The sequence below is a fragment of the Domibacillus aminovorans genome (genome assembly GCF_001643235.1).
In the GTDB taxonomy this organism is placed as follows: domain Bacteria; phylum Bacillota; class Bacilli; order Bacillales; family Domibacillaceae; genus Domibacillus; species Domibacillus aminovorans.
The window spans coordinates 298,025-323,556 of the sequence record NZ_LQWY01000005.1 but is presented as its reverse complement, the minus strand read 5'-3'; the positions used below and the strand labels follow the sequence as shown (position 1 = coordinate 323,556).

Below are 25,532 nucleotides of genomic sequence, written 5' to 3'. Positions count from 1 at the left end.
AAACGTAAATAACATAAGTAGGGGTGTTCGCCCCTATTTATTTCGATTAAAGTAAATCCCTTTTCGTTTTTCAGCCACTTTTTCATCTTTTGTTCCTCCTTTTATACCGAGCCCATCATTTCAAACATTGGCAGCATGACAGATAAGTAGACGGTCATGACAACTACTCCAATAAACAAAAAGACAGCTGGTTGGATAAAACCGGTCAATTTTTTTATTTTTTCTTCAACCAATTCGTCACAAAACTCTGCATACATAAGCAACTCTTCGCCAAGACGTCCATTTGCCCCGCCATGACCAGTCAAAGCCGATAACTTTTTATCAAACCATGCCATCTTTTTGATCGCTTCTTGGAGTGATTCGCCGTTCATTAAGCGTTTATCAATTATCTCTGAAACCGCTGTAAGCATCGGATATATCGTCTGACGCTCAAATATATGAAGCATTTCATTCACAGCAAATCCGCTGTTTAACAATTGGGCGGATTCGCGAGCAAACAGACGTGTGAAATATAGTTGAAAAAACGTACGGACGTACGGAATACGGATGAGCATGTCTGCTTTCTTTTTAGGCGATAACAGGCGGTAACGAGCATATAGAAAGATCGATAAGCCAATCGCACATGGAAGTAAAATGAGCATGATCGGAGGCACCCATTCTAGTAAAAAGAGCAGTAATAAAATAATACCTTCAGGCTCGTACCCCATCGATGCATGCAAATCATGAAATTGTGGCAGGACAAATGTGTTCAGTACTGCCAGAAGCATTACTAATAAAAGTAATAGAAATATAGGGTACTGAAGCAATTTTATTAACTTTGCTTTTGACTGTTCGGATTTTTTCCATTGCGCTCCCGCATGAATAAGCGCGTCTTGTACATTTCCATGTTTTTCGGCGAAATACACTTGAAGACAAATAAGCGATGGCACATGAAGAATAGGTAGAATTTCGTGCAGAGGTGTTCCGGCTTGTAGCATTTGCCGGATGTGTTTCGTTTGTTTCCCGCTGATTCCCTGTATGTTTAACATTAAAAAATCAATTGACTCTCTGATCGTAAACCCTTTTGCAAGCATTTCACCAAGCCTGAAAATAAACTCAGCGCCATTTTTCGCTGTCATCCGCTTCTTCAAAAACCCAGCGAGCCCACTCTTCTTGGGTGAGATATCCATAAGCAATCCCCTTTCCAATTTCATCCTTCAGCCGCTTATATATCATATGACGCCCTCCAGCCCTCACCTCCTTTAAAACAGATGTAAGCATGCGTCCAGATAAAAGCTCACATACGATAGCTTGACGTGTAAAATGAACACAGTGCGGTGCACATTGAGCGCCACATTTAGGGCAGCGGATACGCACGAGTCTTTGTGCAGTAATCCCCACGATTGTTTGGCTGATCTCATGATGCGTGACACCAAATTCAAGGAGACGGCCAATGACACCTGCTGCATCACGTGCATGAATAGTTGACATGACTAAATGACCGGTAAGAGCGCTTCTAACAGCAACTCGAGCCGTTTCTTCATCGCGTATTTCTCCAACCATAATCACATCAGGGTCATGTCGTAAAATCGCTTTTAACCCAGTAGCATACGTAATCCCCGCTTTTTCATTTACTTGGATTTGCAACAAGGAATCGTGTTGTTTTTCAACAGGATCTTCGAGAGTAATAACATGTTTATTTAACGTTGCAGCACAGTGCTGAATCATGGAGTAAAGCGTGGTCGATTTACCGCTTCCCGTTGGACCACTGAGCAAAACGAGGCCTGTTGAATGGTTTAGTAGTGATGTTAATTTTTTTGCTGTATCAGGAAAAAGAGTTAAATCAGAAAGAGATGGTACGTGTTCTTGAGGTAAGAGCCGGATAACAAGGCTTTCTTTTTGAGGAATGGCTGGTAGTGTTGAGATGCGCAGAGAAGTCGAAATGCCATTAATGATCTGTTTAAATGCTCCACTCTGCGGTTTTCGCTTTTCGCCGATATCCATCGACGCCGTGAACTTTAAATACGATATCATTCGTTCACCTTCATGGATGGAGAATGAATCGGTACCAGTCAGTGTACCGCCTGCTCGAATTTTCATTACATAGCCGTTTACTTTTGGCATTAAATGAATATCAGTTGCCTGCATCTGAACTGCAGTCATTAAGACATGTTTAATTTTTTGTTCGACGTGCAAACCATCACCTTCTTTCTTTTTTTACACCATACTACAATTTTCAGACAATTTCATCGTTTATTTTGAAGTTTACAAAACCTTAACAAAAAAAGCCTTTAAAGCAAAATGCTTTAAAGGCGCTTTAGCGAGATTCAATTCTACCGCTTTCTTGGATTACATCATGAACGTTGACCAGTATGTAAAGCCTGCAAAAGAAACGGTCAAATATGCGAAAAAAACGTAAATGTACATGCGTTCAGTAAGCCGTAAATAACCTAATAACAAGAAAAAGCCGGTTTGACCGAGGAAAAGCAATGCAGTTTTATCCATGTGTCCGAGATAAAACATCAATGAGAAGATTCCGGTCCAGAATGCCATCATGCGAAACATGCGATCCATTAAGTATCCCTCCTTTGTCATACACTCCATCAATATCATATTATAAAGGAACAGTGACAGATTTGTAAATGTTTCTTTCAGTCAGTTTGTGACGATTGCGTGATACGTACAGTCATGACAGCCTTCTAACATCGTTGTTTTTTGGTGCAATTGCACATCATCAAAAGTGCTTCTAACGTTCCGTTTAAAAAACGGTATGTATTTTGCACGTAATATAGGCTTCATCATAAAGCGTTTCTTTATACGAACAGTTGTATATAATAAATTGAACATGTCATCCATCTTCTCTACGCTCCGCTTCCGACACATAACCAATCCAGGCAGCTAGTGACTGCAGCATTGAAAATTTCTCATCTTCTGTTAAAGAAGAAGCATAGTTCCTAGTCCTAGACTCCATTGCACGATGGCCTGCTTTAACGGCTGCTGCCTCGGCCATTTTCATCAAGCATTTGCACCGTTTCCACTAAAGTATCGGCAAGAAGCTGATAATCACGAAGTGGAAATGAAAGCTGCATAATTCGATAATCTTTTTTATTTTGCTTAAAAACCATTTAAAAATGGGTTGCTATCCATTTCACTGACAATGGACGTAGCAGGTCCATGTCCCGGGAGTACAATCGTTTCTTCTGGCAATGACAACAGCTTGTTATGAATACTGTCGAGCAGATCCTGGTGATTGCCCCCGGGAAGATCCGTCCGTCCGATGCTGCCCATAAATAATGTGTCTCCGGCAAATAAGGAGCCACCTTCTTCAAAATAATAAGAAATGCTGCCTGGTGAATGACCCGGTGTATGAAACAGCTTAAATTGAAATGGACCGATTATAAGTTCTTCTTCCTTTTCTAAAATAAAGTCTGCTGGTGATGCTGTAATCGCTCCCATCCCAAACCGGCTTGAACCATTTAATTCTGGGTTTTCGAGCCACTGTTCTTCTGCTTTATGAATGTAAACCGGGCTGTTAAACGTCTGTCTAATATGTTCAATGGCCCCGATATGATCAAAATGAGCATGTGTCAGCAGTACAGCAAGCGGCTTTAAACTCCTTTCATTCAGCCACTCTGTCAACGATTCTCCCTCGGAACCTGGATCAAAAATAACGCATTCTTTTTTATGAGAAAGCACGTAGCAATTCGTTGCAAGCGGACCAAGCGGTAATTGTGTCCAATCCATATAATCTCCACCTCTCCTTTTCATACTATTGTATCGTAACAGGAAATCTTGTCTGATAAAAGAACAATGCGTTTTCACTCTCGACAAAAGGAGTAAAAGACTATACAATATTGTTGTGTATACTGCTATTACATAGTTTTTCTTTTTTTGATTCAATAAGAAAGGGGTTTGATGAAATGAACGGTTTAACGATTATTTTCGCTTTAGTGGCGATTCTTGCTGTATTCGGCACAATCAGCGCCTTGAAAAACAAAAACCCGCTTGGTATTTTCTTTGGGCTTGGCACTGCCGGTGTCATCGGCTGGTTTACAATCATGACAATTATTCATCACGGATATCCAGCAGCTCACTAAAAAACAGGCACCCGTTTTAAAACGGGTGCTTTTTTTCATACAAAAAAACTGCCCCGGAAGGCAGTTTTTTTATTGTTCTTTTTTCGCAGAATCTGGATCATAGAAACGAAGCAGATCCCCATAAATAATACGGTCGGAATAGTTCAGTTCTGTTGCCGCTTTTTCGATATAAGGCTCACAGTAACTACTCTCCGTCGGTTGTTCGGTTGCTTTATCCCAGCACTTGCTGTCTGCATAAACATAATCTTCTGTCACAAAACGGCCATCACGGAAAGCAGCAAAGCTTTCATGATCTTGTGAATTCAAGTCCTGACCGAATTGAATATCTCCTTTTGTATCAATTCCAAATAAGTGCATCAATGTCGGACGAACATCAACTTGTCCACCGATCGTTGAAATTTCCTGTCCCTCGACACCCGGAATATGAATCATAAATGGTACTTTTTGAAGCTGCGCTGATACAAACGGCGTTACTTCTTTGCCAAGGTATTGCGACATTGCTTCATTATGATTCTCGGAAATACCATAATGATCTCCGTACAGCACAATGACAGAATTCTCATACAGTCCAGATGCTTTCAATTCTTCAACAAAACGTTTTAATGCCTCATCTGTATAGCGGACCGTTACAAAATAACGATTCAATGTACCGCTGTTTGAATTGTATTCATCAATCATTTTATCTTCTTCATCATAATGGAATGGGTGATGGTTCGTTAATGTAATCATTTTCGAATAAAACGGCTTTGGCATCTCTTTCATTAAACCGACAGATTGTTCAAAGAACGGAATGTCTTTCATTCCCCAGTTGACGCTATTATCTTCTGTTATTTCATAGTCTTCCTCATCATAGAAACGTTCATACCCGATTGAATCGTACATAATGTCACGGTTCCAGAAACTTTTATTATTCGCGTGCATCGCATTCGTATAATAGCCGTTCTCTGCTAGTTTTTCAGCCATTGAATTGAATTCGTTGCCTGAATGAGTAAAGAACACAGCCCCCCGGCTGAGCGGATAAAGAGAGTTCTCTGTTACAAATTCAGCATCGGACGTTTTTCCCTGTCCGGTCTGATGATAAAAGTTTGTATAGTTTAAGCTTTCTTTCGCAAAATCATTTAAAAATGGTGTAATTTCCTGACCGTTTACTTTATTATTCAATACAAATGCCTGTGTTGATTCTACTGATACCATAATTAAGTTTTTACCTTTTGCTACGCCGAACAATTTATCATTCGGTGCCGCGTATTTAGCGTCTGCAAAGTTGTCGACTTCCGTCAATTCACTGCCGTTAGCAAGTGCACGCTGCGCAGATGATTTTGACTGTAAAAAGACGTCATAAATATGGTAGTTAAATGTACCAATGTTTTTGACGAGCATTTCACGATCAAATGTTCTTGTCAATAATTGTGGACGTTCAATTTCAGCAAGACCGAGATTTAAAAACATAATCGCAACAGCTGATAAAAAGTACGCACGGCGATTCATTTTTGACATCGGGCGGAATTTCACAAACGATGGCTTAAATTTCAACAGAAGGAATAAAATAATGACATCTGCAAAATATAAGATGTCAGCGAGACCAAATTCTTCTGTTACACTGTTGCCAAGATCGGCAAAGTTGCTCGTTTGGAATAACAGCGGCATTGTAATAAAATCATTAAAAAAGCGGTAAAACACAACATTTGCATAAAGCAAAAAGCTTAATAAAAAGCTCATTATGAGTAAATAACGATTTCGCGCTTTATCACTTTTAAATAAAAAACCGATCCCCATTGCCAGCATAATAAAGCTGATCGGATTAATCAGTAAAATAAACTCTTGCAATGCATTTTCAATATCAATATTAAAGCTTGTTTTATAGACGATATATGTCTTCATCCATAAGAACAAAACGGCTACAGCAATGAGCGATATGTTGCTGCGAATTGTTCTTTTCATCTTTCCAGCCTCCTCGTTACATCTGTAACATCGTTCTGGGGTTGAAATAGACTTTCAACCTTTGTAAATTACCTTCCACAATCTTAATACTTTTTTTACAAAAAATCAAACAGAACAATACAAAAGATCTTTATAATAGTTCCATGACGATTCTATCTCTTATTCATACGCATCAATGGTTAAAAAGTTTCTTAAAAAACCTGTCTAATCGGAGACCGCTGCAAAAGTGCATAAAAGGACAAAAAAAAGATGAGAAACTACTATATGTAGCACCTCATCCTTTTATTTCACCTCTATGATACTGTGTCCTAGAAATAATAGTAATCGTTTTTCAGGGCTCTCCAATCGCGGAATGACTTTATTATGAAACAGTCTTTACTTTAGCAAGATACGCTGCACCGATCACGCCTGCATCGTTGCCAAGCATTGCTTTTTCAATGGAGAGCACTTCCATTGCCCGTGGAAATGTAAACTGGCGTACATATTGTTCAAGCGGCAAAAGAAGCGCATCGCCTGCTTCTGATACACCACCGCCCACAACGATTTTTGCCGGATTCATCGTATTGGCAATATTCCCTATAGCAAGTCCAAGATAAAACGCGCACCGGTCAATGACCCGTTTCGCCGCTTCGTCACCTTTTGAGGCTTGAACAAATACTGTTCGAGCATCAGTTGCTTCTTTTCCTTCTTCTTTGTAAAGATTAACAATGCCTGTTGCCGATGCCACCGTTTCTAAACAGCCATACCTCCCACAGTTACACAAAATTCCATTTTCTGGTACAACCGTAATATGGCCGATTTCACCGGCTGATCCACATACGCCGGTAATAATCGTTCCTTTTGATACGACTCCGCCGCCAACACCTGTTCCAAGTGTTATACAGACAAGATCTCCTGTTCCACTTCCGGCACCCCTCCACATTTCACCAAGTGCTGCACAGTTCGCATCATTTTCGATAAAAACTGGCAGTTCAAGTGCTTCTTCGAGTAATTTCTTTAATGGATAGTTATTTACCCAGCCAAGGTTCACGGCACCAGAAATCGTTCCTTCTATCGGATCAGCAGGACCTGGTGCACCAACACCAACTGCGGTCACATCAATGGTTGTCAATCCATCCTGTTTAAGTTCGGCGGAAAAAGAACGGGCGATGTGAGATACAATATTTGTACCGCCATCTGTTCGATCTGTCGGAATCGCCCATTTGCGAATAATATCACCTCCCACTGTTAAAAAAGCCATTTTAATGGTTGTTCCACCAATGTCGATTGCAGCAAGCCGTTTTTCTTCCATCATCAATCCTCCTGCTCTTTTTCTTTTTCAATCGCAATGTTCTTGCGCAAAAGCAACAACGCCATCTTGTATTCCTGTGCTTCGACGAGCTGTGATTGATACAATTCTCTCAATTCAACTTCCATTAACTGCAAATCCGCCACACGGTTACCTATATATACAAACACACCGTATCGTTTTAATAACTGCTGTACATCATAAATTGTTCTCATTTTCATTCACCTGGTCCATTACTTAAGTTTTTTGCCAACTCCTGATATTTCGCCTCATCTGGAGCATACGCAAGTGCTTCTTCAACGGATTGCTTCGCTTTTTCCAACTGCCCATTCTCCATATAAATAAGTGACAGATTAAAATGTGCTTCATGAAAATTGGCCCGTTCACGGATAGCCTGTCTCAAATGCTGCTCCGCTTCTATAAGACGACCATCTCCCATCTCAATGAATGCAAGATAAAAATACGTTTCTGCAGAAGGCTCGCCGCCGTCTTCTAAAAAAGCCTTCAGCATTTGCTCTGCTTCTGCATCATTTCCAGCGTTGATTTCTTCCTGAACGCGCAAATTAACGGAATCTGCATTGAGTGCTGCATGGCCGCTTTGAAAACCGAGCATAAGCCCCATTGCAACGGCTGCAACCGTTGCAATGGTAAAAGCAAGCTGCTGTAAAACACGTCGTTTTTTTGGAAAATGAACAATACCCGTCGCGAGAAAGCCACCAATTAATCCACCAATATGTCCCGCATTATCAATTCCTGGAACCGTGAATCCAAAGACAAGGTTAATCCCGATCACAAAAAGTACATTCATACCCATTGTTCGAAAAAAAAGCTTCGGCTTTGTGACGCCAAAATAAAGCAGTGCCCCGAACAAACCAAAAATCGCGCCGCTTGCACCGGCTGCTAAGTTAGGCGTTAATAAAAAGCTGAGCAGACTGCCGGTAAATCCAGAGAATAAATAAATCCATATAAAACGAAGACGGCCATAAATTTGTTCAACGGCTATGCCTAAATAATAAAGAGCGAGCGAGTTCATGACAAGGTGAAGCAGACCGATATGCAGAAACATCGGTGTAATAAATCGCCACCATTCTCCTTCTAAAATAAGTGGATTGAATTTCGCGCCAAATTCAAGTAACACAGCTGTATTTGTACTCCCGCCAGCAAATGTCATCATAATAAAAAGAATAATGTTAATGGCAGTAAAGATATACGTAAAAAATGGTTTTCCATAATGAAAAAAGCGCTCTTCTTCTTCTTTTCGCTTTACTTCATGTGATAATACGGATCTCTCATACGCAGCTGCTTCATCTTCCGCTCCATCAAAATCACGCCGTTCTGGAACAGGTGATAAAACTAACTCCAACTGCCGGAGCGACTGACTGAGACCATTTCCTGTAAAGAGCAATGTGTCTGCTTTCGTTTTGCCGCCTTTTGATGACAGTACAGGTTTTAAATAGCTTTCATATTCATCAACTGGCGGGTGTTGAGAAACCACAATATTCAATAAAGACAGTTTTCTCATACCCATTTTTTTACGGATTTGCTCACCATTCCAGACAATCCGTTTTACATCTCGGCCGAGTTCTGCCGCCCATCCAAGATCCTGATTCTTTAACCGGATAAGCATTGCTTCTTTATTTGAGCGGTTCTCCAGCCATATTTCCCGTTTGTCCTGGCTTAAACGAGCAATCGTGTATTCTTGTTCAACAACGAAAAAAAACGCCAGCCGCCAGAAAATCACATCTGTTTGTATATTCATTTCATCACTACTTTCGTACATCTTATTGTTCCCACTATAGCGGAACACATACAGCTGGTAAAGTAAGAAGAGTTACGTCAAACATTTTATGACAAATTCGTCTGTCACAATTTTCTGAACAGGTAAATCGTGCACTTCTACTGGGATATCATCACTCAACTGAAATGAAAATGCCAGTGATACGGTATAGCCTGTAAAGTCAGGTAAAAAACGATCATAATATCCACCGCCAAATCCGATTCTATATCCATTTTTATTAAATAATAGTCCTGGAACGATCATAAAATCAATACATTCACAAGATATAGCGCTTGTTTTATCAATGATCGGTTCATATATACCCGCATATACTTTCTCAAGTTCTTGAAAATCAGAAAGAAGATAAAACTGCATCTCTTTTGTTAACGGTACACATTTTGGCACACACACTTTTTTTCCATTCATCCATGCATGACGAATAATCGACCACGTATCGACTTCGAACGGTGCAGATACCGTTAATGCAACTACGTTAGATTGCCGCCACTCAGGAAGCGCATACAATAGCTGCGTGATACGATGACATCGCTGCTCATATTCTGTTTTTTCAAGTGTTGACAACTTCTTTTTTATATATAATCTCATTTGTTTTTTTTCCATGATTTCCTCCAAAAGAAAAACAGCAGGAAAATTTCCTGCTGCTTACTTCGTTTCACGATGCACTGTCATTTTTTTCAATCGCGGGCTGTATTTTTTCAACTCGAGACGATCCGGGTTGTTACGTTTGTTTTTTGTTGTGATGTAGTTTCGATCACCGCTCTCAGTGCAAGCCAATGTAATATTTACACGCATAGTTTATTTCCCTCCAAACTTGTCTCGCTTATTATGTTCATTGCGACTTTATTATAGTAGCACTTTTTCATCAGAAACACCAGCCTGTTTTTTCAAGATTGATGAATGTGAATCACTAAGTGCAGCAACCTGCGTTTTTTCAAGTGGATATGGTGTAGAGATGCTGTTAGACCATGGATAAAATTGCTGTGGCATGCTAATTCCTGAAATGCCCCTTTTGAGCCTTTTTTCGGCCAGTCCATATTGACGAAGTGTACCAATGTCCTGCCAATATGCATTCGTTTCATATACATAAATAGGCTCTTCATTGGCAATTAGTGCCGGGAATACGTCTTTCGCAAAATCAACTTCTCCACTGAATGCATAATCGGAAAAAAGAGAAGGTTCAATTAAGTAAATGCCTGTGCTTACCTGATTCGTCAAGAGGCGTGGTTCGTCTGGTTTCTCCAGAATAGAGATGAGACGGCCTTCTTGGTCCGCTAGGCACACACCAAATTGTTCCGGCCGCTCTGATGGGGTTATGACTATGGTGACACGCGCTTTATGATCTTTGTGAAAAGCATATGCATCGAGAAGCGGTACATTTGTCAATGCATCCCCGCTCAGCACAGCCACAGTTTCTTCAAATAAATCACTCGATGCAAAAAGACTCCCCGCCGTTCCAAGCGGTGTTATTTCATCAATGTACTGAATGTCCATTCCAATTTCTTCTCCATTCCCCGCATACTGTTTGATGATCTCTTTTTTATAACAGACAGTCATAAATACACGGCGAATTTCATTCATCTTAAATACGTTCAAATTGTAATCTAAGAGCGGCCTGTTTAATAACGGCACCATCGGCTTCGGAATATAATCTGTAATCGGCCGGAGACGTTTTCCTCTTCCTCCTGCAAGCAATACTCCTATCATGTGCGAACACCTTCCATTTTCTTGATAAAAACGGTTTGATCGTACACCTTTTCTGTCTGCTCACTGATGTGTTTCCAGCTATACAATGCTTTTGCCATTTCATGCCCATTCGCACCAAGTTCTTTCGCGAGATCCGGGCGTTCCAAAACTGTTGTGATTTTTTTGGATAAATCACCTGCATTTCCCGGCTCAAATAAAAGACCTGTTTGCTCATGTAAAACAAATGACTTAAGCCCGCCTGTCGCTGATGCAATAACCGGCTTTTGAAAGGCCATTGCTTCAAGCGCCACTATGCCGAACGGTTCATAAAGACTTGGAAAAACAGCCGCTTTACACGTTTGAAATAATGCTTTTCTCTCATCGTCGCTCACATAACCGACAAAATGAATGATGCCTTCGAAACCGCGCTTCCTCACTTCCATTCGCCACTCGTCTAAAAGCGGACCCTTACCCGCAATAATAAACTGAATATTCTTTTTTTTCAAGTTTTTTAAGTCCAAATCAAAAAATGTTTGAAATCCTTTTTCAAATACCATACGGCCAAGTGAAAAGATGAATGGGCCCATTTTGTTGAATCGCCCTTCTACCGTTGTTTTCTCTTCAAATTCAACACCATTTGGAATCACATGAATGTCTTTTCTTTTCGCTTCATAATGTACGCGCAGTTCCTCTTTCATAGGCTGGCTACATACAATTACCGTGTTCGATATCGAAATAAGTTCTTTTTCTTTCCAGGCAATAGCAGACTGCAATTCATTGTGAATTCCATTATTACGGCCATGTTCTGTTGCATGAATAGTTGACACAATTGGAAGCCAATGATTATCTGCGAGAAGAATAGCTGCGTCACCAGTTAACCAATCATGCGTATGAATCACTGAAATATCATGATCACGAATGAGCGCTTCTCCTTTTTGGAACAAGCACATATTCAAATCCGCCACACGGCGCATGAAGTCGGGCTCTCCTTCATGGAGAGGACCGGTACGGTATATATGAACACCATTTACACATTCATATTCTGGAGAACCTTGATAAGAAGACGTAAGGACGATGACTTCGCGGCCTGATTCAACGAGTGCTTCGGCAAGCCCGTGAACATGCCTTGCCATTCCACCAATAATATTTGGCGGATATTCCCATGTGAGCATCAAAATAGCGCCGTCCATTTCATCCATCTCTTCACTTAAGATTGTTGGAATAAGTTCAACACCGTAATGAAGCCTCATTCTTTGATGAGCATAATCAAAGTCTGGAAAATCTTTACCCGCCCCATCTAGTAAATAGCGAAGAGAATCTTTTGCACTTTCCAGTTCAGTATCAAGATTCTGCAAACAAGCGTATAAACAAAAAGCCCATTCTAAATCGAGGACACCACCCGCCTCACACATTTGAGAGGCTGCCTTTTCATCCCACTCATTTTTCAGTTGGAATACAGCTTCACAGCGATTCAACTCGTCTGCTGTCATTAACGGCTTCCCTTCATTCATACGTTCATATACGAGTGGAATATGAATGATCCGTTCATGAAATTGTCTGGCAGATTCTTGAACAGCTAATGAATCAATCTCTTCAAAAAAAGTGCGGGCATTATCATCTGTCAATCGAATGACTGGTGGAATCAATAGCTTATGATCCGCATTCATTTGTCCATACTCATACGGCAAAATCGATAAACCATGCGGCGAAATCCAATGAAATGCATCTCGTTCATGCGCTGGGAATGCTTCCCCATGAATCATTACAAATTGACAGCCTTCACGGTGGATGAGTTCATCGATTCCCGGCATATAGGCACCGCGTGGAAGCCAAATGGATGGGGGTCCTTCGTCAAAAAGCTCCTGCCAAATTTTCGCTGTCCGTTTAATATCTTCACCGGCCGCTTCCTTCACTGGATAGGACGTGAGTGGAAATTGGCTAAGTGCCATTGGTATGAGCAGTAATTTATTTTCCTTAACTAGCGCCCGGCAAGCTTCGATAAATGAACTGTCATGCTCGCGTAATACAGCTGCGGCTTCGTGGTTTGGCTGTTGCTGTATAAATGCTTGAACGGCCATCTTCCCTCTTACCCCGTTCAGCCAGCCTAACGTAAATAAATTGATAGTAGCAGCGATCGGTCGATCACCTGTTGATTTTTCAGCAGCTGCAAGAATATAGCCATACACATCCATAATTTTCATTATTTCTTTACTACTCATACTTGAACCGGCGAGAACGAGAGGCCGAAACGGACTATCTGCCAGTGCCATAATAGAAAATGGATATTCCATTTTACGTATACCTCCATTCATTTTTGTTCATGAATCATGTCGAGCAGTCAGGATGCTCAATCCAGGCAGGAACACGGAATGGGTTCTGATGAAACTGCTCTGCATCATACATCTTGTAAACGTAATCTCCGCTGCTTTGATACGGTGTATGAACAGGATGAGATCGTAAGATTGGAAAGAATAAATACGACTCCGTTAAAAAACCGAGTTCACAAATATATGAGCGATTTCTTCTTAATCCTTTTATCGTCCAAAACTGATCGCTTATACTTACTTTTATACATGTAACAGAGTGCGCATTCATACCATTAAAATAAATATCGGTAATATCGAAAATTCGTAAATCCATTATCGCCGGATTAAGTGGTTTGCTACAGCGTGTAGCGGCTTCTAAAATAGATGGGTGAACACGCCATCTACAATACAAACGGTCTGCTGATAAAAAAACCACATTTAAATCACTTTGCCAGTACATCCCGTCCCGCTTCATCACACTTTTTCGCCATTTGTATTTTACTTTTTCAACAGATAAATCAAGCTTATCCGAGATTTGCTTCCAAGTAAAATGTTGGTTTTTTAAACAGACAATATCTTCATTCAATATGTATCACCCCGGTCTGGCAGTTTTTCCTTAAATTGTTTATAACGCTATCGTACCACGTTCCAAACGGTGCGGCAATCTGCATCATTCTCATCTTTTTCCTGCTAATATGTGGTATAATAGACTGACTAGCATCAAGGAGGGCATAATTTATGAACGGACTGCTCATTGGGCTCGCTGCAGCAGGCACTGCCTTTATTGTATTGTCTTTTTTTCTGAAAGACAGACAACGGCAGCTCGAAAAAGATCTGGAAGAATTATCGTTGCAAATGTTGCAAGAACATTATCAAATAAACAAAAAAATAAGACTTATTGAAGAAGAATTATTAATCAGTGATGATCCTTCTCCTTCTGTAAAAAAACCCGTGCCAATCAATCAAATTATTCAAAATCAAGTAATAGCGCTTTATAACCAGGGCATTGACATTCCTCAAATTGCCGGACAATCCTCTTTATCCGTTGAACAGGTCAAAATAATACTGGCCAATCCTCAGCTTCATCGAAAGGACACTGGCATATGACGAAGCAATCTGTACGTTCATTCGGATTTGGTCTACTTGCTGCAGCAGCTGCCTTTTTTCTTTTCGATTACACGTTAAGGGACCAATTGTTATCCAATGAAGAAATGATTCAGTTGTTGGAAGAAAACAATTACACCGTACTGACTACCAACGAATTGAATGAACAACTGGCAAAAACCGCATCTATAGAAACAATCTCACCTGCTGAAGCTGAAAAGGAACAAATCATGGGGAATGAGTCTGCCGTTTCTGAAAGTAAAGAGATCACAGTCACCATTAAAGCAGGCATGTCTTCAGACGATATCATCGACGCCTTAAAAAAGGCGAGGGTTATTGATGATGAAGAATCATTTAATACATATTTAAAAGAAAATGAATATTCTTCAAAGCTTCAGATTGGCACGTTCACATTTTCTACGGATATGTCAAACGAAGAAATCGCTTCTACGTTAATAAAATGAAATTTCATTCAGTGGGGGATTTACTGCCTGTTAATCTGTAATAAAATAAAAAGCCGGCGCAATGGCAGCGCCGGCTTTCTCATTACCCGAATCGACCTGAAATATAATCGTCTGTGCGACTATCTGCAGGGCTATTAAAGATCGTATCCGTCACATCGTACTCCACAACTTCTCCATTTAAGAAGAACGCTGTTCTATCCGAAATACGTGCTGCCTGTTGCATGTTATGTGTCACAATTATGATCGAGTACTGTTGTTTTAATTCCTGAATCAACTCTTCAATTTTAAGTGTCGATACAGGATCAAGAGCAGATGTAGGCTCATCCATCAAAATGACGTCCGGCTCAAGTGCCAAGCAGCGAGCGATACAAAGACGCTGCTGCTGTCCTCCTGAAAGTCCATATGCTGGTTCGTGAATTCGATCTTTTACTTCCTCCCAGAGAGCAGCACCGCGTAAACTTTTTTCAACTGTTTCATTAATGATTTGCTTGTTTTTGATTCCATGAATTTTCAAACCAAATGCAATGTTTTCATAAATTGATTTTGGAAATGGATTCGGCTTCTGGAAGACCATTCCGACACGCGTACGCAATTCTTCAACAAAAAAATCTTTATTGAAAATGTCACGTTCACGATATTCAATGCTGCCATTTGTTTTAACACCTGGTACAAGATCAATCATGCGGTTCAACGTTTTAATATAAGTCGATTTCCCGCAGCCGGATGGACCAATAATGGCCGTTACTTCTTTTTCATTAATTTTAAGGTTAATATTTTTCAACGCATGATGATCGCCATACCATAAGTTTAAGCCTTTTGTATTATAAACGAGCACATTTTCTGTTTGTACCTTTTGATTATTTTCTTTTGAGTTGACTGCTGTTAACACCATGTAAAGTTCCCTCCAAATATAAAATCATTTTTCCTCAAAACGAATTATCTGCTCTGGTAACGATTACGAATCCACACCGCAACCGAGTTCATCATAATGAGCACGACGAGAAGCACAATGATTCCTGCCGCTGCCAAATTATGAAATTCTTCCTGCGGTCGACTTGTCCAGTTGTATATTTGCATTGGTAAAGCAGTAAATGAGTCGAATACACCTGACGGTAAAAACGCAACGAATGTCGGAATTCCCACAACGATCAGAGGTGCTGTTTCACCAATTGCACGTGAGAAAGCAAGAATGCTGCCTGTCGCGATCCCAGGAATTGCATACGGAATAACAACGCGGGAGATTGTCTGCCATTTCGTTGCACCAAGTCCGTAAGAAGCTTCTTTTAACTCGTTTGGAACTGCACGAACCGCTTCTTGTGATGCAACAATAATTACAGGCAATACAAGAAGTGACATTGTAAAACCGGCAGCGAGAATACTGTTTCCAAAGCCAAATAACCGGACAAAAATCGTTAAACCGAGTAAACCAAATACGACAGAAGGAACACCAGCAAGATTCGATATGTTCATTTGAATCCAGCGTGTAAGAGTATTTTTCTTTGCGTATTCTTCCAGATAAATTGCTGATCCTACACCAAAAATAGCAGCTGTTGGTACAACGACAGCCATCATCCAAATCGTACCAATGACTGCTGCTTTAATTCCAGCTTGTTCTGGACGGCGTGATGCAAAGTTTTGAAGAAAATCCCATGATAAATACGGAGCTCCTTGTGCAATGATGCGATAAAGCAATACAACAAGCATAATCAACGTAAAAAGTGTTGCTATAAAGAAAAGCCCTTTAACAATCTTGTTTTTAGTAAGCCTGCCATCAATACGATTGATCATTTCTTCGGATTTGATTCGATCTACGTTCTCCATCAGTATTCCTCCCTGAAGCGCTTCGAGATGAACTGGGCCAGCGCATTCATCGCCAGTGTAAAGACAAATAACGTGAAGCCAACTGCATAAATGCTGTAATAAATCGTTGTACCGAAACCAGCATCACCTGTCGTTACCTGTACGATGTAAGATGTCATCGTTTGAAGTGATGATGTCAAGTCAAGTGCTGCAGACGGTGTAGAACCGGCTGCAATAGACACGATCATCGTTTCACCGATAGCACGGGATATACCGAGAACGATTGATGCAAGAATTCCTGATAATGCGGCCGGAAAAATAACTTTGGACGCTGTTTCCCATTTTGTAGAGCCGATCGCAAGAGCACCATGACGCACCGGCTCTGGCACTGAAGATAACGCATCTTCTGATAAAGAAACAATCGTTGGAATAATCATGATCCCAACAACAATCCCCGGACTGATCGCATTAAATAATTCAATCGATGGAAACAGGTCACGCAATACCGGTGTAACAAATGTAAGGGCAAAAAATCCGTATACGATCGTCGGTACACCCGCAAGCACTTCAAGAATCGGCTTCATAATTTTGCGCGTACGAACGCCTGCGTATTCACTTAAATAAAGAGCGACCGCAAGTCCAATTGGCACGGCAAACAGCGAAGCAATTAATGTAATTTTTAATGTACCGAGAACGAGTGGCCATATACCATAAACGGCTTCTGTTTCAGAAAATGGATACCATTCTGTCGCTGTAAAAAACTCTACAACAGACACATCTCCAAAAAATGTAATTGTTTCAAAAATTAATGTTAAGACAATACCTAGTGTTGTTAAAACCGATACTGCCGCCATAAAAAAAAGTATGATCGGTATTATTTTTTCTCTTCTGTTCAAAAAGCCGCCATTATATTTTTTTTCAAGCAGCTCTTGAACCGGACTGAGTTCTTTTTCTTTTGTTTTCAACCCGATTGCTCCTTTCAACCCTAGTACACCAATGAAGGGCATTACTTTCATTGGTGTACGTTATGTTCTTTATCCGCTTTTTAGTTTATCCAGTTACTTATTTATTTCAATCCTTCAAGTGTAGACAATTGTTCATCGTACTTTTCTTGTGGCAATGATACATAACCTACATCTTCAGCAAGAGCTGCTGCATTTTCAAGTGTAAACTGTACATATGCTGCTGTTGCCGCGTCATCTTTAATCGCTGCATTGCTTACGTATGTGAATAGCGGGCGTGAAAGTGGTGCATATTCTCCGCTTTCGATTGTTTCAGCGTTAGGTTCAACTGCAGTTCCTTCTTCGTTCACAATTGGAACTACTTTTAAGCTGTCTTTGTTTTCAATGTAGTATGCATAACCAAAGTAACCAATTGCATTCTTGTCACCTGTTACACCTTGAACAAGTACGTTGTCATCTTCAGAAAGGGTAGCTGCTTTGTCAATTTGCCCGCCATCTAAAATGACTTCATCAAAGTAATCAAATGTACCTGAGTCAGTCCCAGGTGAATAGAATTTAATTTCTTCTTCAGGCCATCCCTCACGTATATCAGACCATTTTTTTGCCGTACCATTATCAAGCCATAATTTTTTCAATTCATCTACAGTTAACTGATCAACCCAGTCATTGTCTTTGTTTACTACAACTGATAAACCATCTTTAGCAAGTTCAAATTCTGTATATTCAATGCCTGCTTCTTTAAGTGCAGCAGCTTCTTCTTCTTTAATTGGACGAGATGCGTTACTCATTGCTGTTTCACCAGCGATGAATTTTTCAAAGCCGCCGCCTGTTCCTGATAATCCAACTGTTACTTTTACATCAGGTTGTTCAAGCATAAATTCTTCGGCAACAGCTTCCATAATCGGATAGACAGTTGATGAACCATCGATAGAAATTTCACCTTGAAGTTGCGCATCACCTGCGTCAGTTTGTTCTGTCTTTTCTCCCTCTTCTGTTCCTGTGTCTGCTGCGTCGTTGCCACAAGCACCAAGTACAAGTGCTGATCCGAGCAATGCTGATAAAGTAAGAACTTTTACTGGTTTCATTTCTTCATTTCCCCCTGCAAGTTTGTTTTTTTTTATTATTTCCTACACTCAATACAATAACGGAGTAGTATTAATGAGGTTTTAACGAAATGTTAATGTTTTGTAAAGGAAGCACATAAAAAGAAGCTACTGCCTTTACTTTGATACATAAAGAAAGAACCTATACATACTTATTTTAGCAGCTGTAGCTTCAACCAACTAGAACATGTGCTGTTTCTTCAAAAACAAAGAGCTGCTGTGTATTCTGGTCAGATTACACAGCAGCTCTTTTTAGTCACTCGGTTGTTTTTGTGATAATATCCTGATCAATAACGGCTTCTGCCGGTTTTGTCTTGGCTTTTTGTTTTTTCAGCTCAAAATACGTGTCCATTGCCTGGCGACCGATCACATTGTTAATTGAAATAGCGTTTGCACTGCTTTCATACGCCCATGGCACGACAACAGAGATGGCGACTTCCGGATTGTCAGATGGTGCGTAGCCAACGAGCGTGACGTTCCAAGTCATCGGGCGGCTGCCTTTGCTTGTGTCCCATTGACCATCATATACACCTTCAGCTGTCCCTGTTTTAGCCGCCATGTCATATGGTGCATTAGCGAAATATTTAGACGCTGTTCCTTCAGATGCCTGCGCAACAAGACGAAAGCCTTCCTGAACGCGTTCAATCCACCCTGGTTCAAGGTCGAGTGTATTTAATACTTTCGGCTGAATCTCTTCTGCCACCGGTCCAAGTTTATTCGAATCCGAAATTGGCTGACGAATTTCTTTTACAATGTGCGGCTCCATCCGGTATCCTCCATTCGCGATCGTTGATACGTACTGAGCCATCTGAAGCGGCGTATATGTATCGAATTGTCCAATTGAAAAATCGAGCAATTTCCCCGGCTGATCGACGTATCCTTCATAGCCATCCTGTTCATTCGGTAAATCGATTCCCGTTTTGACACCAAGACCAAATTGATTAAAATAGTTACGCATCGTGCCGAATGCATCCGGATCTAATTTCAAACTGCCATTCGGAATATAGCTCGCACCACCAATTTTCATTGCGGTTTTAAACATATATACGTTGGAAGAGCGCATTAACGCGTACGTATCACTGATTCCTATTGCACCGCCCCGGTTAAACCAAGAACTTTTCGGGTTCGTTCCCGCAAATTTAAGCGGTTCATCGACAATGTATTCACCTGGTTCATTAACGCCTGTCATATATCCCGTCAAAACGGTTGCCCCTTTAACCGCTGATCCCATTGCATAAGAAGTCGTCATGTTGCCTGATGCAAAATCAAGTATTTCTGCTTTCCCGTCGTTCACTTCATATTTTTTGCCGGCCATCGCTAAAATTTCACCTGTATTAGGATCCATCATCGTTACAAATGTACGGTCCAAAAGCGGATGTCCCCCAGATCGTTTCGCTGCACCAAGCTCATCTTCAATAATTTTTTCGATTGCCATTTGTAAATCCATATCGATTGTTAAGATAAGGTCTTTACCGCGCTGTCCTTCTGTAATGATTTCTGAATCTAGCACATTACCGGACTTGTCGGTAATATTTTTCATTTTTGTTTTCTGCCCGCGTAGTACTCCCTCGTATTGATATTCAAGGTAACTTTTCCCAACCCGGTCGTTTCGGCTGTAGCTACGTGATAAATAATAATCAACCATTTCTTTCGGAAGACCTTCTTTAGATGAAGAAATATTACCAAGTACCGTTTTTAATGTACTGTCATATGAATAGGCACGTTCCCAGTCAGTTGTTGTATTCACACCTGGAAGCGACGATAAATTTTCACTGACAACAGCATATTCAACATCTGTCACATTGACGTTCTTCACAATTTGCGGTGTTAATGCATAGCCAGATGTAAATTCACGATATATAGCCAGCACTTCAAGCTCATCAGCCGTTAACTCCTTTAAATCCTCTTCTGTAATACGCTCCAATTGCAAGTCATAAATTTCATCTTCCGTTATTTCATCGTTTTCATAGGCCGCCCACTCTTGATCTGTCACTTTTGCTTTTACTTTTTCTTCATTTTTACCAATCCAGAAGTCTTTTTTGTCACGCTCCGTCACTTGATCGATTTCTTTTTCAATCAGCTGCGCTAGCTTTTCCGCTGTCTTCATCATTTCGTCTGCATCTGGATTTTTCGGTCGTGTATATGTAATCGCATTTTGCGGCACATTATCGACCACAATCTGTCCATCGCGGTCAAAAATTTTCCCGCGGGGTACGCTTGTATTTACAGTGACGTCTTCTGTCCGTTCAATTTTGCGCTGATAGTCTTCTCCCTGTACAATCTGCACGATGCCTAGCCGGAAAATAAGTGCAGAGAATAGGAGGAAGACGATAAAAAACAACATATTCATCCGAAATGGAACATGCGTTCTCTTCTTTTTATTTGCTTTTTTCAACCGTCTATTCCTTTCTAAATTTCTTTTTTACTTATATCCTATTGTAACGAACCGACATGTTTTTTTCCACAAAAAAACCGGTCCACATACGGGACCGGTTTAAAAGAAGCTTCTATAGATTAAAGAGCTGATTCGTAACGTTTTGATACTTCATCCCAGTTTACAACATTCCAGAATGCAGAAATGTAATCAGGACGACGGTTTTGGTAGTTCAAATAGTATGCATGCTCCCAAACGTCAAGACCAAGGATTGGCGTTTTGCCTTCCATAATCGGTGAATCCTGATTTGGCGTGCTAGAAAGTTCAAGCTCACCATTTGCAACAGAAAGCCATGCCCAGCCAGAACCGAAACGAGTAGCGCCCGCTTTTGCAAACTCTTCTTTAAATGCATCAAAGCTGCCAAATTTTGTATCGATTGCATCACCTAATTTTCCAGATGGTGCACCGCCGCCATTTGGAGAAAGAAGCTGCCAGAAAAGAGAATGGTTTGCATGTCCGCCGCCATTGTTACGGACAGCTGTACGTGCAGATTCAGGAACTGCATCAAGGTTTGCAATAACTTCTTCTACTGATTTAGAAAGAAGTTCTTCGTTGCCTTCAAGTGCATTATTCAAGTTTGTTACATACGTGTTGTGATGTTTTGTGTGATGGATGTTCATTGTTTCTTTGTCGATGTGGGGCTCAAGTGCGTCATACGCGTAAGGTAATTGTGGTAGTTCAAATGCCATTATGAAATTCCTCCCAAAAATAAAGTTGATTTATCTGACTCGTATATAAGATTAGCAAAATTGTGAACATGACGCAATAAATATGTCTCCAAAAAAATGAATCCATTTCCCGAAAGGCTTCATCATCCCGACCATTCATGATTTCAATTCCGGAAAAAAGCGTACCGAACTCAAAATCATGTATTCTTCTTGAATTGAACAGATCGTGTGTCTACAATTGTAAAGAGGTTTATTTTAAAGAAAGGAACAAGAATATATGTCTATTTTTAAGCAATTTATAAAAAGTCTTCACTCATCAAAATATATTGCCGCATTTCGTATGCAAGGGATCGGTAAAACGATTAATTACCTTTTTTTTCTTGCGCTTATCATGTGTATCCCGATGATTGTCTACATGGTCCTGTATGCAATAGGAGGCAATGAATCGGCAAGAGCAGTGATCGAAGCAAAATTGCCGATCTTAACAATGGAAAACGATTTATTAGAAGCGAATTCATTTATTTTGCTTCCGGCCGTGCTCATTATGTACTATTTGTTTGTTTCCTTTATATTATTTGTTAAAGTGTCTATTTTTGGCGGCGTCGGGTTATGGCTAGCCCATATATTGAAGAAACGTGCTGAGTACCGTCACACATTTCGAATGTCTGCATATGCCGTTACACTGCCCACATTACTCATTACGATTACAGAACTGATAGGTCTTACGATGCCTTCTGGTTATCTATTTGACTGGATCATAACAAGTACGATGCTTATTATGGCTATCCGTTGTTTACCCGGTGCACCGAAGTGAACGCAATTGTTGTCTGAACATGCTCCCCTCTGATAGAATGAGAAAAGAAACGATATTTAGATTAACTTTTAAAGGAGCGAATCACCATTGAGTGAAATCACCCACCGTACGAAAACCCGTGCTGTCAAAGTTGGCAATTTAACAATTGGTGGCAGCGATGAAGTCATCATTCAAAGTATGACCACTACAAAAACACACGATGTAGAAGCAACTGTCGCGGAAATTAACCGACTTGAAGAAGCCGGCTGTCAGATTGTCCGCGTTGCATGCCCTGATGAGCGCGCAGCAGATGCTCTGGCTGAAATTAAAAGCCGGATTAACATCCCTCTCGTTGCTGATATTCATTTTGACTATAAACTCGCGTTAAAAGCAATTGAAGCAGGTGTTGATAAAATCCGCATTAATCCTGGGAACATTGGCCGCCGCGAAAAAGTAGAGGCCGTTGTTAATGCGGCAAAAGCGAAAGGTGTACCGATTCGTATTGGCGTTAATGCTGGGAGTTTAGAGCGTAAAATTATTGAAAAATACGGTTATCCAACAGCGGATGGCATGGTTGAAAGTGCACTTCATCATATTAAAATCTTAGAAGATCTTGATTTCTATGATATTATCGTCTCGATGAAAGCATCTGACGTCAACTTAGCAATTGAAGCATATGATAAAGCGGCAAAAGCATTCGACTACCCGCTTCATCTCGGCATTACCGAATCTGGTACATTGTTTGCTGGAACGGTAAAAAGTGCCGCTGGACTTGGCGCTATTTTAAGCAAAGGTATTGGCAACACACTCCGTATTTCACTAAGTGCCGATCCGGTGGAAGAAGTAAAAGTAGCTCGCGAATTATTGAAATCATTTGGTCTTGCCGCAAATGCTGCAACACTTATTTCTTGTCCAACATGCGGCCGCATTGAAATCGATTTAATTGCGATTGCGAATGAAGTGGAAGAGTACATTTCAACGATTAAAGCACCGATTAAAGTCGCTGTGCTCGGATGTGCCGTAAACGGTCCTGGTGAAGCTCGTGAAGCGGATATTGGCATTGCCGGCGCTCGCGGCGAAGGTCTTTTGTTCCGCCATGGAAAAACGGTCCGAAAAGTACCTGAAGAAAAAATGGTCGAAGAGTTAAAAAAAGAAATTGACTTGATTGCGGAAGAACATTATCGCAAGCAGGCACTTGCTGTCGAACAATGAAGCAAGTAAAAGAAAAGCGCTTTGGCATTGATATTGACGGCACAGTAACGTGCCCGACCAGCCTCGTTCCTTTTATCAATGATGCTTTTTCCTTAAACATAACATTACAGGACATTAAAAAGTATGATCTGTCAGAAGCACTCAACATTCCGCTAGATCAAATGCGTGCCTGGTTTGATGAGACTGAACCGGTAATTTATGCATCTTCCCCGCCCGCAGATGGTGCCGAACACATTTTATCGAAATGGCAGCAACAATTTCATTTATTGTTTATCAGTGCCCGCCGCAAGCATTTAATCGAAATTACTGAAACGTGGTTCAAAGAACAAAAGATCCTTTATGATCACCTTGAACTTATTGGTTCTCATGATAAAGTCGAAGCTGCAAAACGAAATGAAGTCGATATCTTTTTTGAAGATAAACATGACAACGCTGTGATGATTGCAGAAGAGCTGCACATTCCTGTCGTGCTGTTTAACACACCGTACAACCAGGACTCTATTCCTGATAACGTCATTCGGGTCGATAACTGGTATGAAGCGGACGCATGGGTTCATCAGTGGATCAAAACAAACGAAATTGGCCCGCTTGCCCGCACATAAAAAAAGCGTGATCAGGAAAGTCTTGATCACGCTTTTTTTATGCATTCTTTACATTGCCCGTACACTTCAAATTTATGACCGGTAATTTCACAGCCAGACAACTCTTCAATGTTATTCATCGGACACATATGAATTTCTTTCGTTTTCCCGCACGCGAGGCAAATAAAGTGATGATGATGGTGATTATGTGAGCAAGCAAAACGAAAATGACGTTCGCCCGATAATTCCGTTTCTTCTAAAATATCCATTTCGGCAAACAGTGCTAGATTTCGGTAAATCGTATCAAAACTTAGCCCTGGATAATCTTCTTTCATTTCTTCAAGCACATCTTTTGCCGTTAAATATTTATCATGACGGGCAAAAAGAGCAAGCATTTCTTCCCGTTTCCCCGTTTGTTTATAGCCTTGTTCTTTTAACAGCCCCATCGCTTTTGTTAAATTCATGATGCGAAGCCCCTTCCATTTTAATTCCGGTCTTTTTTCCATAGAATGGCGGCAAATAAGAGCACAATCGATGTCACAACGATCGTCCCGCCCGGTGCGAGATTAAGATAAAACGCACTGACAAGACCAGTTAATACAGCCGTTTCACCAAATAAAATAGATAACCAGATCGTCTGCTTAAATCCTTTCGCGACACGCATCGCTGCTGCGACTGGAAGCGTCATAAGCGCAGAAACAAGCAGTACACCGACAATACGCATCGAGACTGAAATGACGAGCGCCGTTAAAATAATAAACGCAAGATGGACGGCTTTTGCTGGAATCCCTGATGCCTTTGCATATTCTTCGTCAAATGATAAGACAAACAGCTCTTTATACAATAGAAACACCGTAACAAGAACAATAATACCAATCGCGATAACTGCATAAAAGTCTCCACGGCTAACTGCACTAACGCTGCCGAACAAATAACTGAACAAATCGGTATTAAATCCGTCTGCAAGTGAAATAAAAATAACACCGATGCCAATACCTCCCGACATCATAATCGGAATTGCTAGTTCCTGATAGTGTTTATAAACGCTGCGCAGCCGCTCAATTAAAAGTGAACCGCCGACTGAAAACAGCATACCAAAGTAAAGCGGATTAACGGTTGCCAATGTTGGAACGGTCTGTCCAAGATACAATCCTGCTGCGATGCCAGAAAGTGTCACATGGCTTAATGCATCCGCAATGAGCGACAGTCGTCGGACGACGATAAACGCGCCGAGAAGCGGTGCAATAATACCGATAACTGCACCTGATAAAAATGCGTTTTGTAAAAATTCATATTTTAGTATCGCTTCAATCATAATG

The 25,532-nt window shown here is 40.8% G+C and carries 29 protein-coding genes; 6 read left to right on the top strand and 23 right to left on the bottom strand.

The annotated features are described in order from the left end of the window. Nucleotides 1-101 precede the first annotated feature (101 nt). The 6 genes from comGB to AWH49_RS03710 all read right to left on the bottom strand — a co-directional run bounded on the left by comGB (nucleotide 102) and on the right by AWH49_RS03710 (nucleotide 3,723). Entirely contained in the window at nucleotides 102-1,169 is a 1,068-nt protein-coding gene (gene comGB / locus AWH49_RS03730; protein WP_169815967.1) for a competence type IV pilus assembly protein ComGB, read from the bottom strand. After that, complete coding sequence (comGA, locus tag AWH49_RS03725) at nucleotides 1,096-2,175, bottom strand: competence type IV pilus ATPase ComGA (protein WP_063964668.1); 1,080 nt, start codon at nucleotides 2,173-2,175, stop codon at nucleotides 1,096-1,098. The genes comGB and comGA overlap by 74 nt, the downstream gene beginning before the upstream one ends. A 153-nt stretch (nucleotides 2,176-2,328) precedes the next feature. After that, entirely contained in the window at nucleotides 2,329-2,553 is a 225-nt protein-coding gene (locus AWH49_RS03720) for a DUF2626 domain-containing protein (RefSeq protein ID WP_018393919.1), read from the bottom strand. A gap of 274 nt (nucleotides 2,554-2,827) precedes the next feature. Next, nucleotides 2,828-2,995: a hypothetical protein gene (locus tag AWH49_RS19855; RefSeq protein WP_157723659.1), complete on the bottom strand. Its 168-nt coding sequence runs from the start codon at nucleotides 2,993-2,995 to the stop codon at nucleotides 2,828-2,830. Beyond that, nucleotides 2,967-3,104 (bottom strand): hypothetical protein, encoded by a 138-nt coding sequence (locus tag AWH49_RS20270; RefSeq protein ID WP_169815966.1) that lies wholly within the window; start codon nucleotides 3,102-3,104, stop codon nucleotides 2,967-2,969. The genes AWH49_RS19855 and AWH49_RS20270 overlap by 29 nt, the downstream gene beginning before the upstream one ends. Next, the gene (locus AWH49_RS03710; protein WP_034286110.1) at nucleotides 3,094-3,723 is read right to left on the bottom strand and encodes an MBL fold metallo-hydrolase; all 630 of its coding nucleotides are present in this window, start codon (nucleotides 3,721-3,723) and stop codon (nucleotides 3,094-3,096) included. Before AWH49_RS03710 ends, AWH49_RS20270 begins: the two co-directional genes overlap by 11 nt. A 176-nt stretch (nucleotides 3,724-3,899) precedes the next feature. Between AWH49_RS03710 and AWH49_RS18785 the strand changes: the two genes are divergently transcribed. Further along, a complete protein-coding gene (locus tag AWH49_RS18785) occupies nucleotides 3,900-4,076 on the top strand; it encodes a DUF2759 domain-containing protein (RefSeq protein ID WP_018393922.1) in 177 nt (58 codons plus the stop codon). Between the two features lie 69 nt (nucleotides 4,077-4,145). On the opposite strand, the gene AWH49_RS03705 is transcribed toward AWH49_RS18785, so the two are convergent. The 9 genes from AWH49_RS03705 to AWH49_RS03665 all read right to left on the bottom strand — a co-directional run bounded on the left by AWH49_RS03705 (nucleotide 4,146) and on the right by AWH49_RS03665 (nucleotide 13,678). Next, nucleotides 4,146-6,017, bottom strand: coding sequence for an LTA synthase family protein (locus AWH49_RS03705; RefSeq protein ID WP_063964666.1), 1,872 nt, complete (start codon nucleotides 6,015-6,017; stop codon nucleotides 4,146-4,148). Between the two features lie 361 nt (nucleotides 6,018-6,378). Then, nucleotides 6,379-7,308: an ROK family glucokinase gene (locus tag AWH49_RS03700; protein ID WP_063964665.1), complete on the bottom strand. Its 930-nt coding sequence runs from the start codon at nucleotides 7,306-7,308 to the stop codon at nucleotides 6,379-6,381. 2 nt (nucleotides 7,309-7,310) lie between these two features. Then, the gene (locus tag AWH49_RS03695; protein ID WP_063964664.1) at nucleotides 7,311-7,520 is read right to left on the bottom strand and encodes a YqgQ family protein; all 210 of its coding nucleotides are present in this window, start codon (nucleotides 7,518-7,520) and stop codon (nucleotides 7,311-7,313) included. Between the two features lie 2 nt (nucleotides 7,521-7,522). After that, on the bottom strand, nucleotides 7,523-9,085 hold the full coding sequence (locus tag AWH49_RS03690) for a rhomboid family intramembrane serine protease (protein WP_082862656.1): 1,563 nt from the start codon (nucleotides 9,083-9,085) through the stop codon (nucleotides 7,523-7,525). 51 nt (nucleotides 9,086-9,136) lie between these two features. Then, nucleotides 9,137-9,703: a 5-formyltetrahydrofolate cyclo-ligase gene (locus tag AWH49_RS03685; RefSeq protein ID WP_063964663.1), complete on the bottom strand. Its 567-nt coding sequence runs from the start codon at nucleotides 9,701-9,703 to the stop codon at nucleotides 9,137-9,139. Between the two features lie 42 nt (nucleotides 9,704-9,745). Beyond that, nucleotides 9,746-9,895: a 50S ribosomal protein L33 gene (rpmG, locus tag AWH49_RS03680; RefSeq protein ID WP_018393928.1), complete on the bottom strand. Its 150-nt coding sequence runs from the start codon at nucleotides 9,893-9,895 to the stop codon at nucleotides 9,746-9,748. 51 nt (nucleotides 9,896-9,946) lie between these two features. Continuing rightward, a complete protein-coding gene (locus AWH49_RS03675; protein WP_018393929.1) occupies nucleotides 9,947-10,807 on the bottom strand; it encodes a nucleotidyltransferase family protein in 861 nt (286 codons plus the stop codon). Then, nucleotides 10,804-13,077: a glycosyltransferase family 4 protein gene (locus tag AWH49_RS18925; protein WP_169815965.1), complete on the bottom strand. Its 2,274-nt coding sequence runs from the start codon at nucleotides 13,075-13,077 to the stop codon at nucleotides 10,804-10,806. The genes AWH49_RS03675 and AWH49_RS18925 overlap by 4 nt, the downstream gene beginning before the upstream one ends. 34 nt (nucleotides 13,078-13,111) lie before the next feature. Continuing rightward, a complete protein-coding gene (locus AWH49_RS03665; RefSeq protein WP_063964662.1) occupies nucleotides 13,112-13,678 on the bottom strand; it encodes a DUF4912 domain-containing protein in 567 nt (188 codons plus the stop codon). Nucleotides 13,679-13,830: 152 nt separating this feature from the next. On the opposite strand from AWH49_RS03665, the gene AWH49_RS03660 reads away from it, so the two are divergent. Further along, nucleotides 13,831-14,199 (top strand): helix-turn-helix domain-containing protein, encoded by a 369-nt coding sequence (locus tag AWH49_RS03660; protein WP_063964661.1) that lies wholly within the window; start codon nucleotides 13,831-13,833, stop codon nucleotides 14,197-14,199. Further along, nucleotides 14,196-14,660 (top strand): endolytic transglycosylase MltG, encoded by a 465-nt coding sequence (locus AWH49_RS03655; protein ID WP_063964660.1) that lies wholly within the window; start codon nucleotides 14,196-14,198, stop codon nucleotides 14,658-14,660. Before AWH49_RS03660 ends, AWH49_RS03655 begins: the two co-directional genes overlap by 4 nt. Nucleotides 14,661-14,742: 82 nt before the next feature. Here AWH49_RS03655 and pstB read toward each other — a convergent pair whose 3' ends face one another. The 6 genes from pstB to AWH49_RS03625 form a co-directional block, all read right to left on the bottom strand. After that, nucleotides 14,743-15,552 (bottom strand): phosphate ABC transporter ATP-binding protein PstB, encoded by an 810-nt coding sequence (gene pstB / locus AWH49_RS03650; RefSeq protein ID WP_063964659.1) that lies wholly within the window; start codon nucleotides 15,550-15,552, stop codon nucleotides 14,743-14,745. Nucleotides 15,553-15,596: 44 nt separating this feature from the next. After that, the gene (pstA, locus tag AWH49_RS03645; protein ID WP_034286117.1) at nucleotides 15,597-16,481 is read right to left on the bottom strand and encodes a phosphate ABC transporter permease PstA; all 885 of its coding nucleotides are present in this window, start codon (nucleotides 16,479-16,481) and stop codon (nucleotides 15,597-15,599) included. Beyond that, a complete protein-coding gene (pstC, locus tag AWH49_RS03640) occupies nucleotides 16,481-17,425 on the bottom strand; it encodes a phosphate ABC transporter permease subunit PstC (protein ID WP_094777134.1) in 945 nt (314 codons plus the stop codon). Before pstC ends, pstA begins: the two co-directional genes overlap by 1 nt. Before the next feature lie 101 nt (nucleotides 17,426-17,526). Next, nucleotides 17,527-18,507: a PstS family phosphate ABC transporter substrate-binding protein gene (locus tag AWH49_RS03635; RefSeq protein ID WP_063964658.1), complete on the bottom strand. Its 981-nt coding sequence runs from the start codon at nucleotides 18,505-18,507 to the stop codon at nucleotides 17,527-17,529. A gap of 274 nt (nucleotides 18,508-18,781) precedes the next feature. Further along, the gene (locus AWH49_RS03630; protein WP_082862659.1) at nucleotides 18,782-20,875 is read right to left on the bottom strand and encodes a peptidoglycan D,D-transpeptidase FtsI family protein; all 2,094 of its coding nucleotides are present in this window, start codon (nucleotides 20,873-20,875) and stop codon (nucleotides 18,782-18,784) included. A 164-nt stretch (nucleotides 20,876-21,039) separates the two neighbouring features. After that, a complete protein-coding gene (locus AWH49_RS03625) occupies nucleotides 21,040-21,648 on the bottom strand; it encodes a superoxide dismutase (protein WP_063964656.1) in 609 nt (202 codons plus the stop codon). 256 nt (nucleotides 21,649-21,904) lie between these two features. On the opposite strand from AWH49_RS03625, the gene AWH49_RS03620 reads away from it, so the two are divergent. From AWH49_RS03620 to AWH49_RS03610, 3 genes are all read left to right on the top strand, one after another. Beyond that, on the top strand, nucleotides 21,905-22,441 hold the full coding sequence (locus AWH49_RS03620) for a DUF1189 family protein (protein WP_018393940.1): 537 nt from the start codon (nucleotides 21,905-21,907) through the stop codon (nucleotides 22,439-22,441). Between the two features lie 96 nt (nucleotides 22,442-22,537). Further along, complete coding sequence (gene ispG, locus AWH49_RS03615) at nucleotides 22,538-23,632, top strand: flavodoxin-dependent (E)-4-hydroxy-3-methylbut-2-enyl-diphosphate synthase (RefSeq protein ID WP_211268374.1); 1,095 nt, start codon at nucleotides 22,538-22,540, stop codon at nucleotides 23,630-23,632. Beyond that, on the top strand, nucleotides 23,629-24,234 hold the full coding sequence (locus tag AWH49_RS03610) for a hypothetical protein (RefSeq protein WP_018393942.1): 606 nt from the start codon (nucleotides 23,629-23,631) through the stop codon (nucleotides 24,232-24,234). Before ispG ends, AWH49_RS03610 begins: the two co-directional genes overlap by 4 nt. A gap of 26 nt (nucleotides 24,235-24,260) precedes the next feature. On the opposite strand, the gene AWH49_RS03605 is transcribed toward AWH49_RS03610, so the two are convergent. After that, complete coding sequence (locus tag AWH49_RS03605; RefSeq protein WP_034286124.1) at nucleotides 24,261-24,677, bottom strand: Fur family transcriptional regulator; 417 nt, start codon at nucleotides 24,675-24,677, stop codon at nucleotides 24,261-24,263. A gap of 20 nt (nucleotides 24,678-24,697) precedes the next feature. Next, complete coding sequence (locus AWH49_RS03600) at nucleotides 24,698-25,528, bottom strand: metal ABC transporter permease (RefSeq protein ID WP_018393944.1); 831 nt, start codon at nucleotides 25,526-25,528, stop codon at nucleotides 24,698-24,700. Nucleotides 25,529-25,532 lie beyond the last annotated feature (4 nt).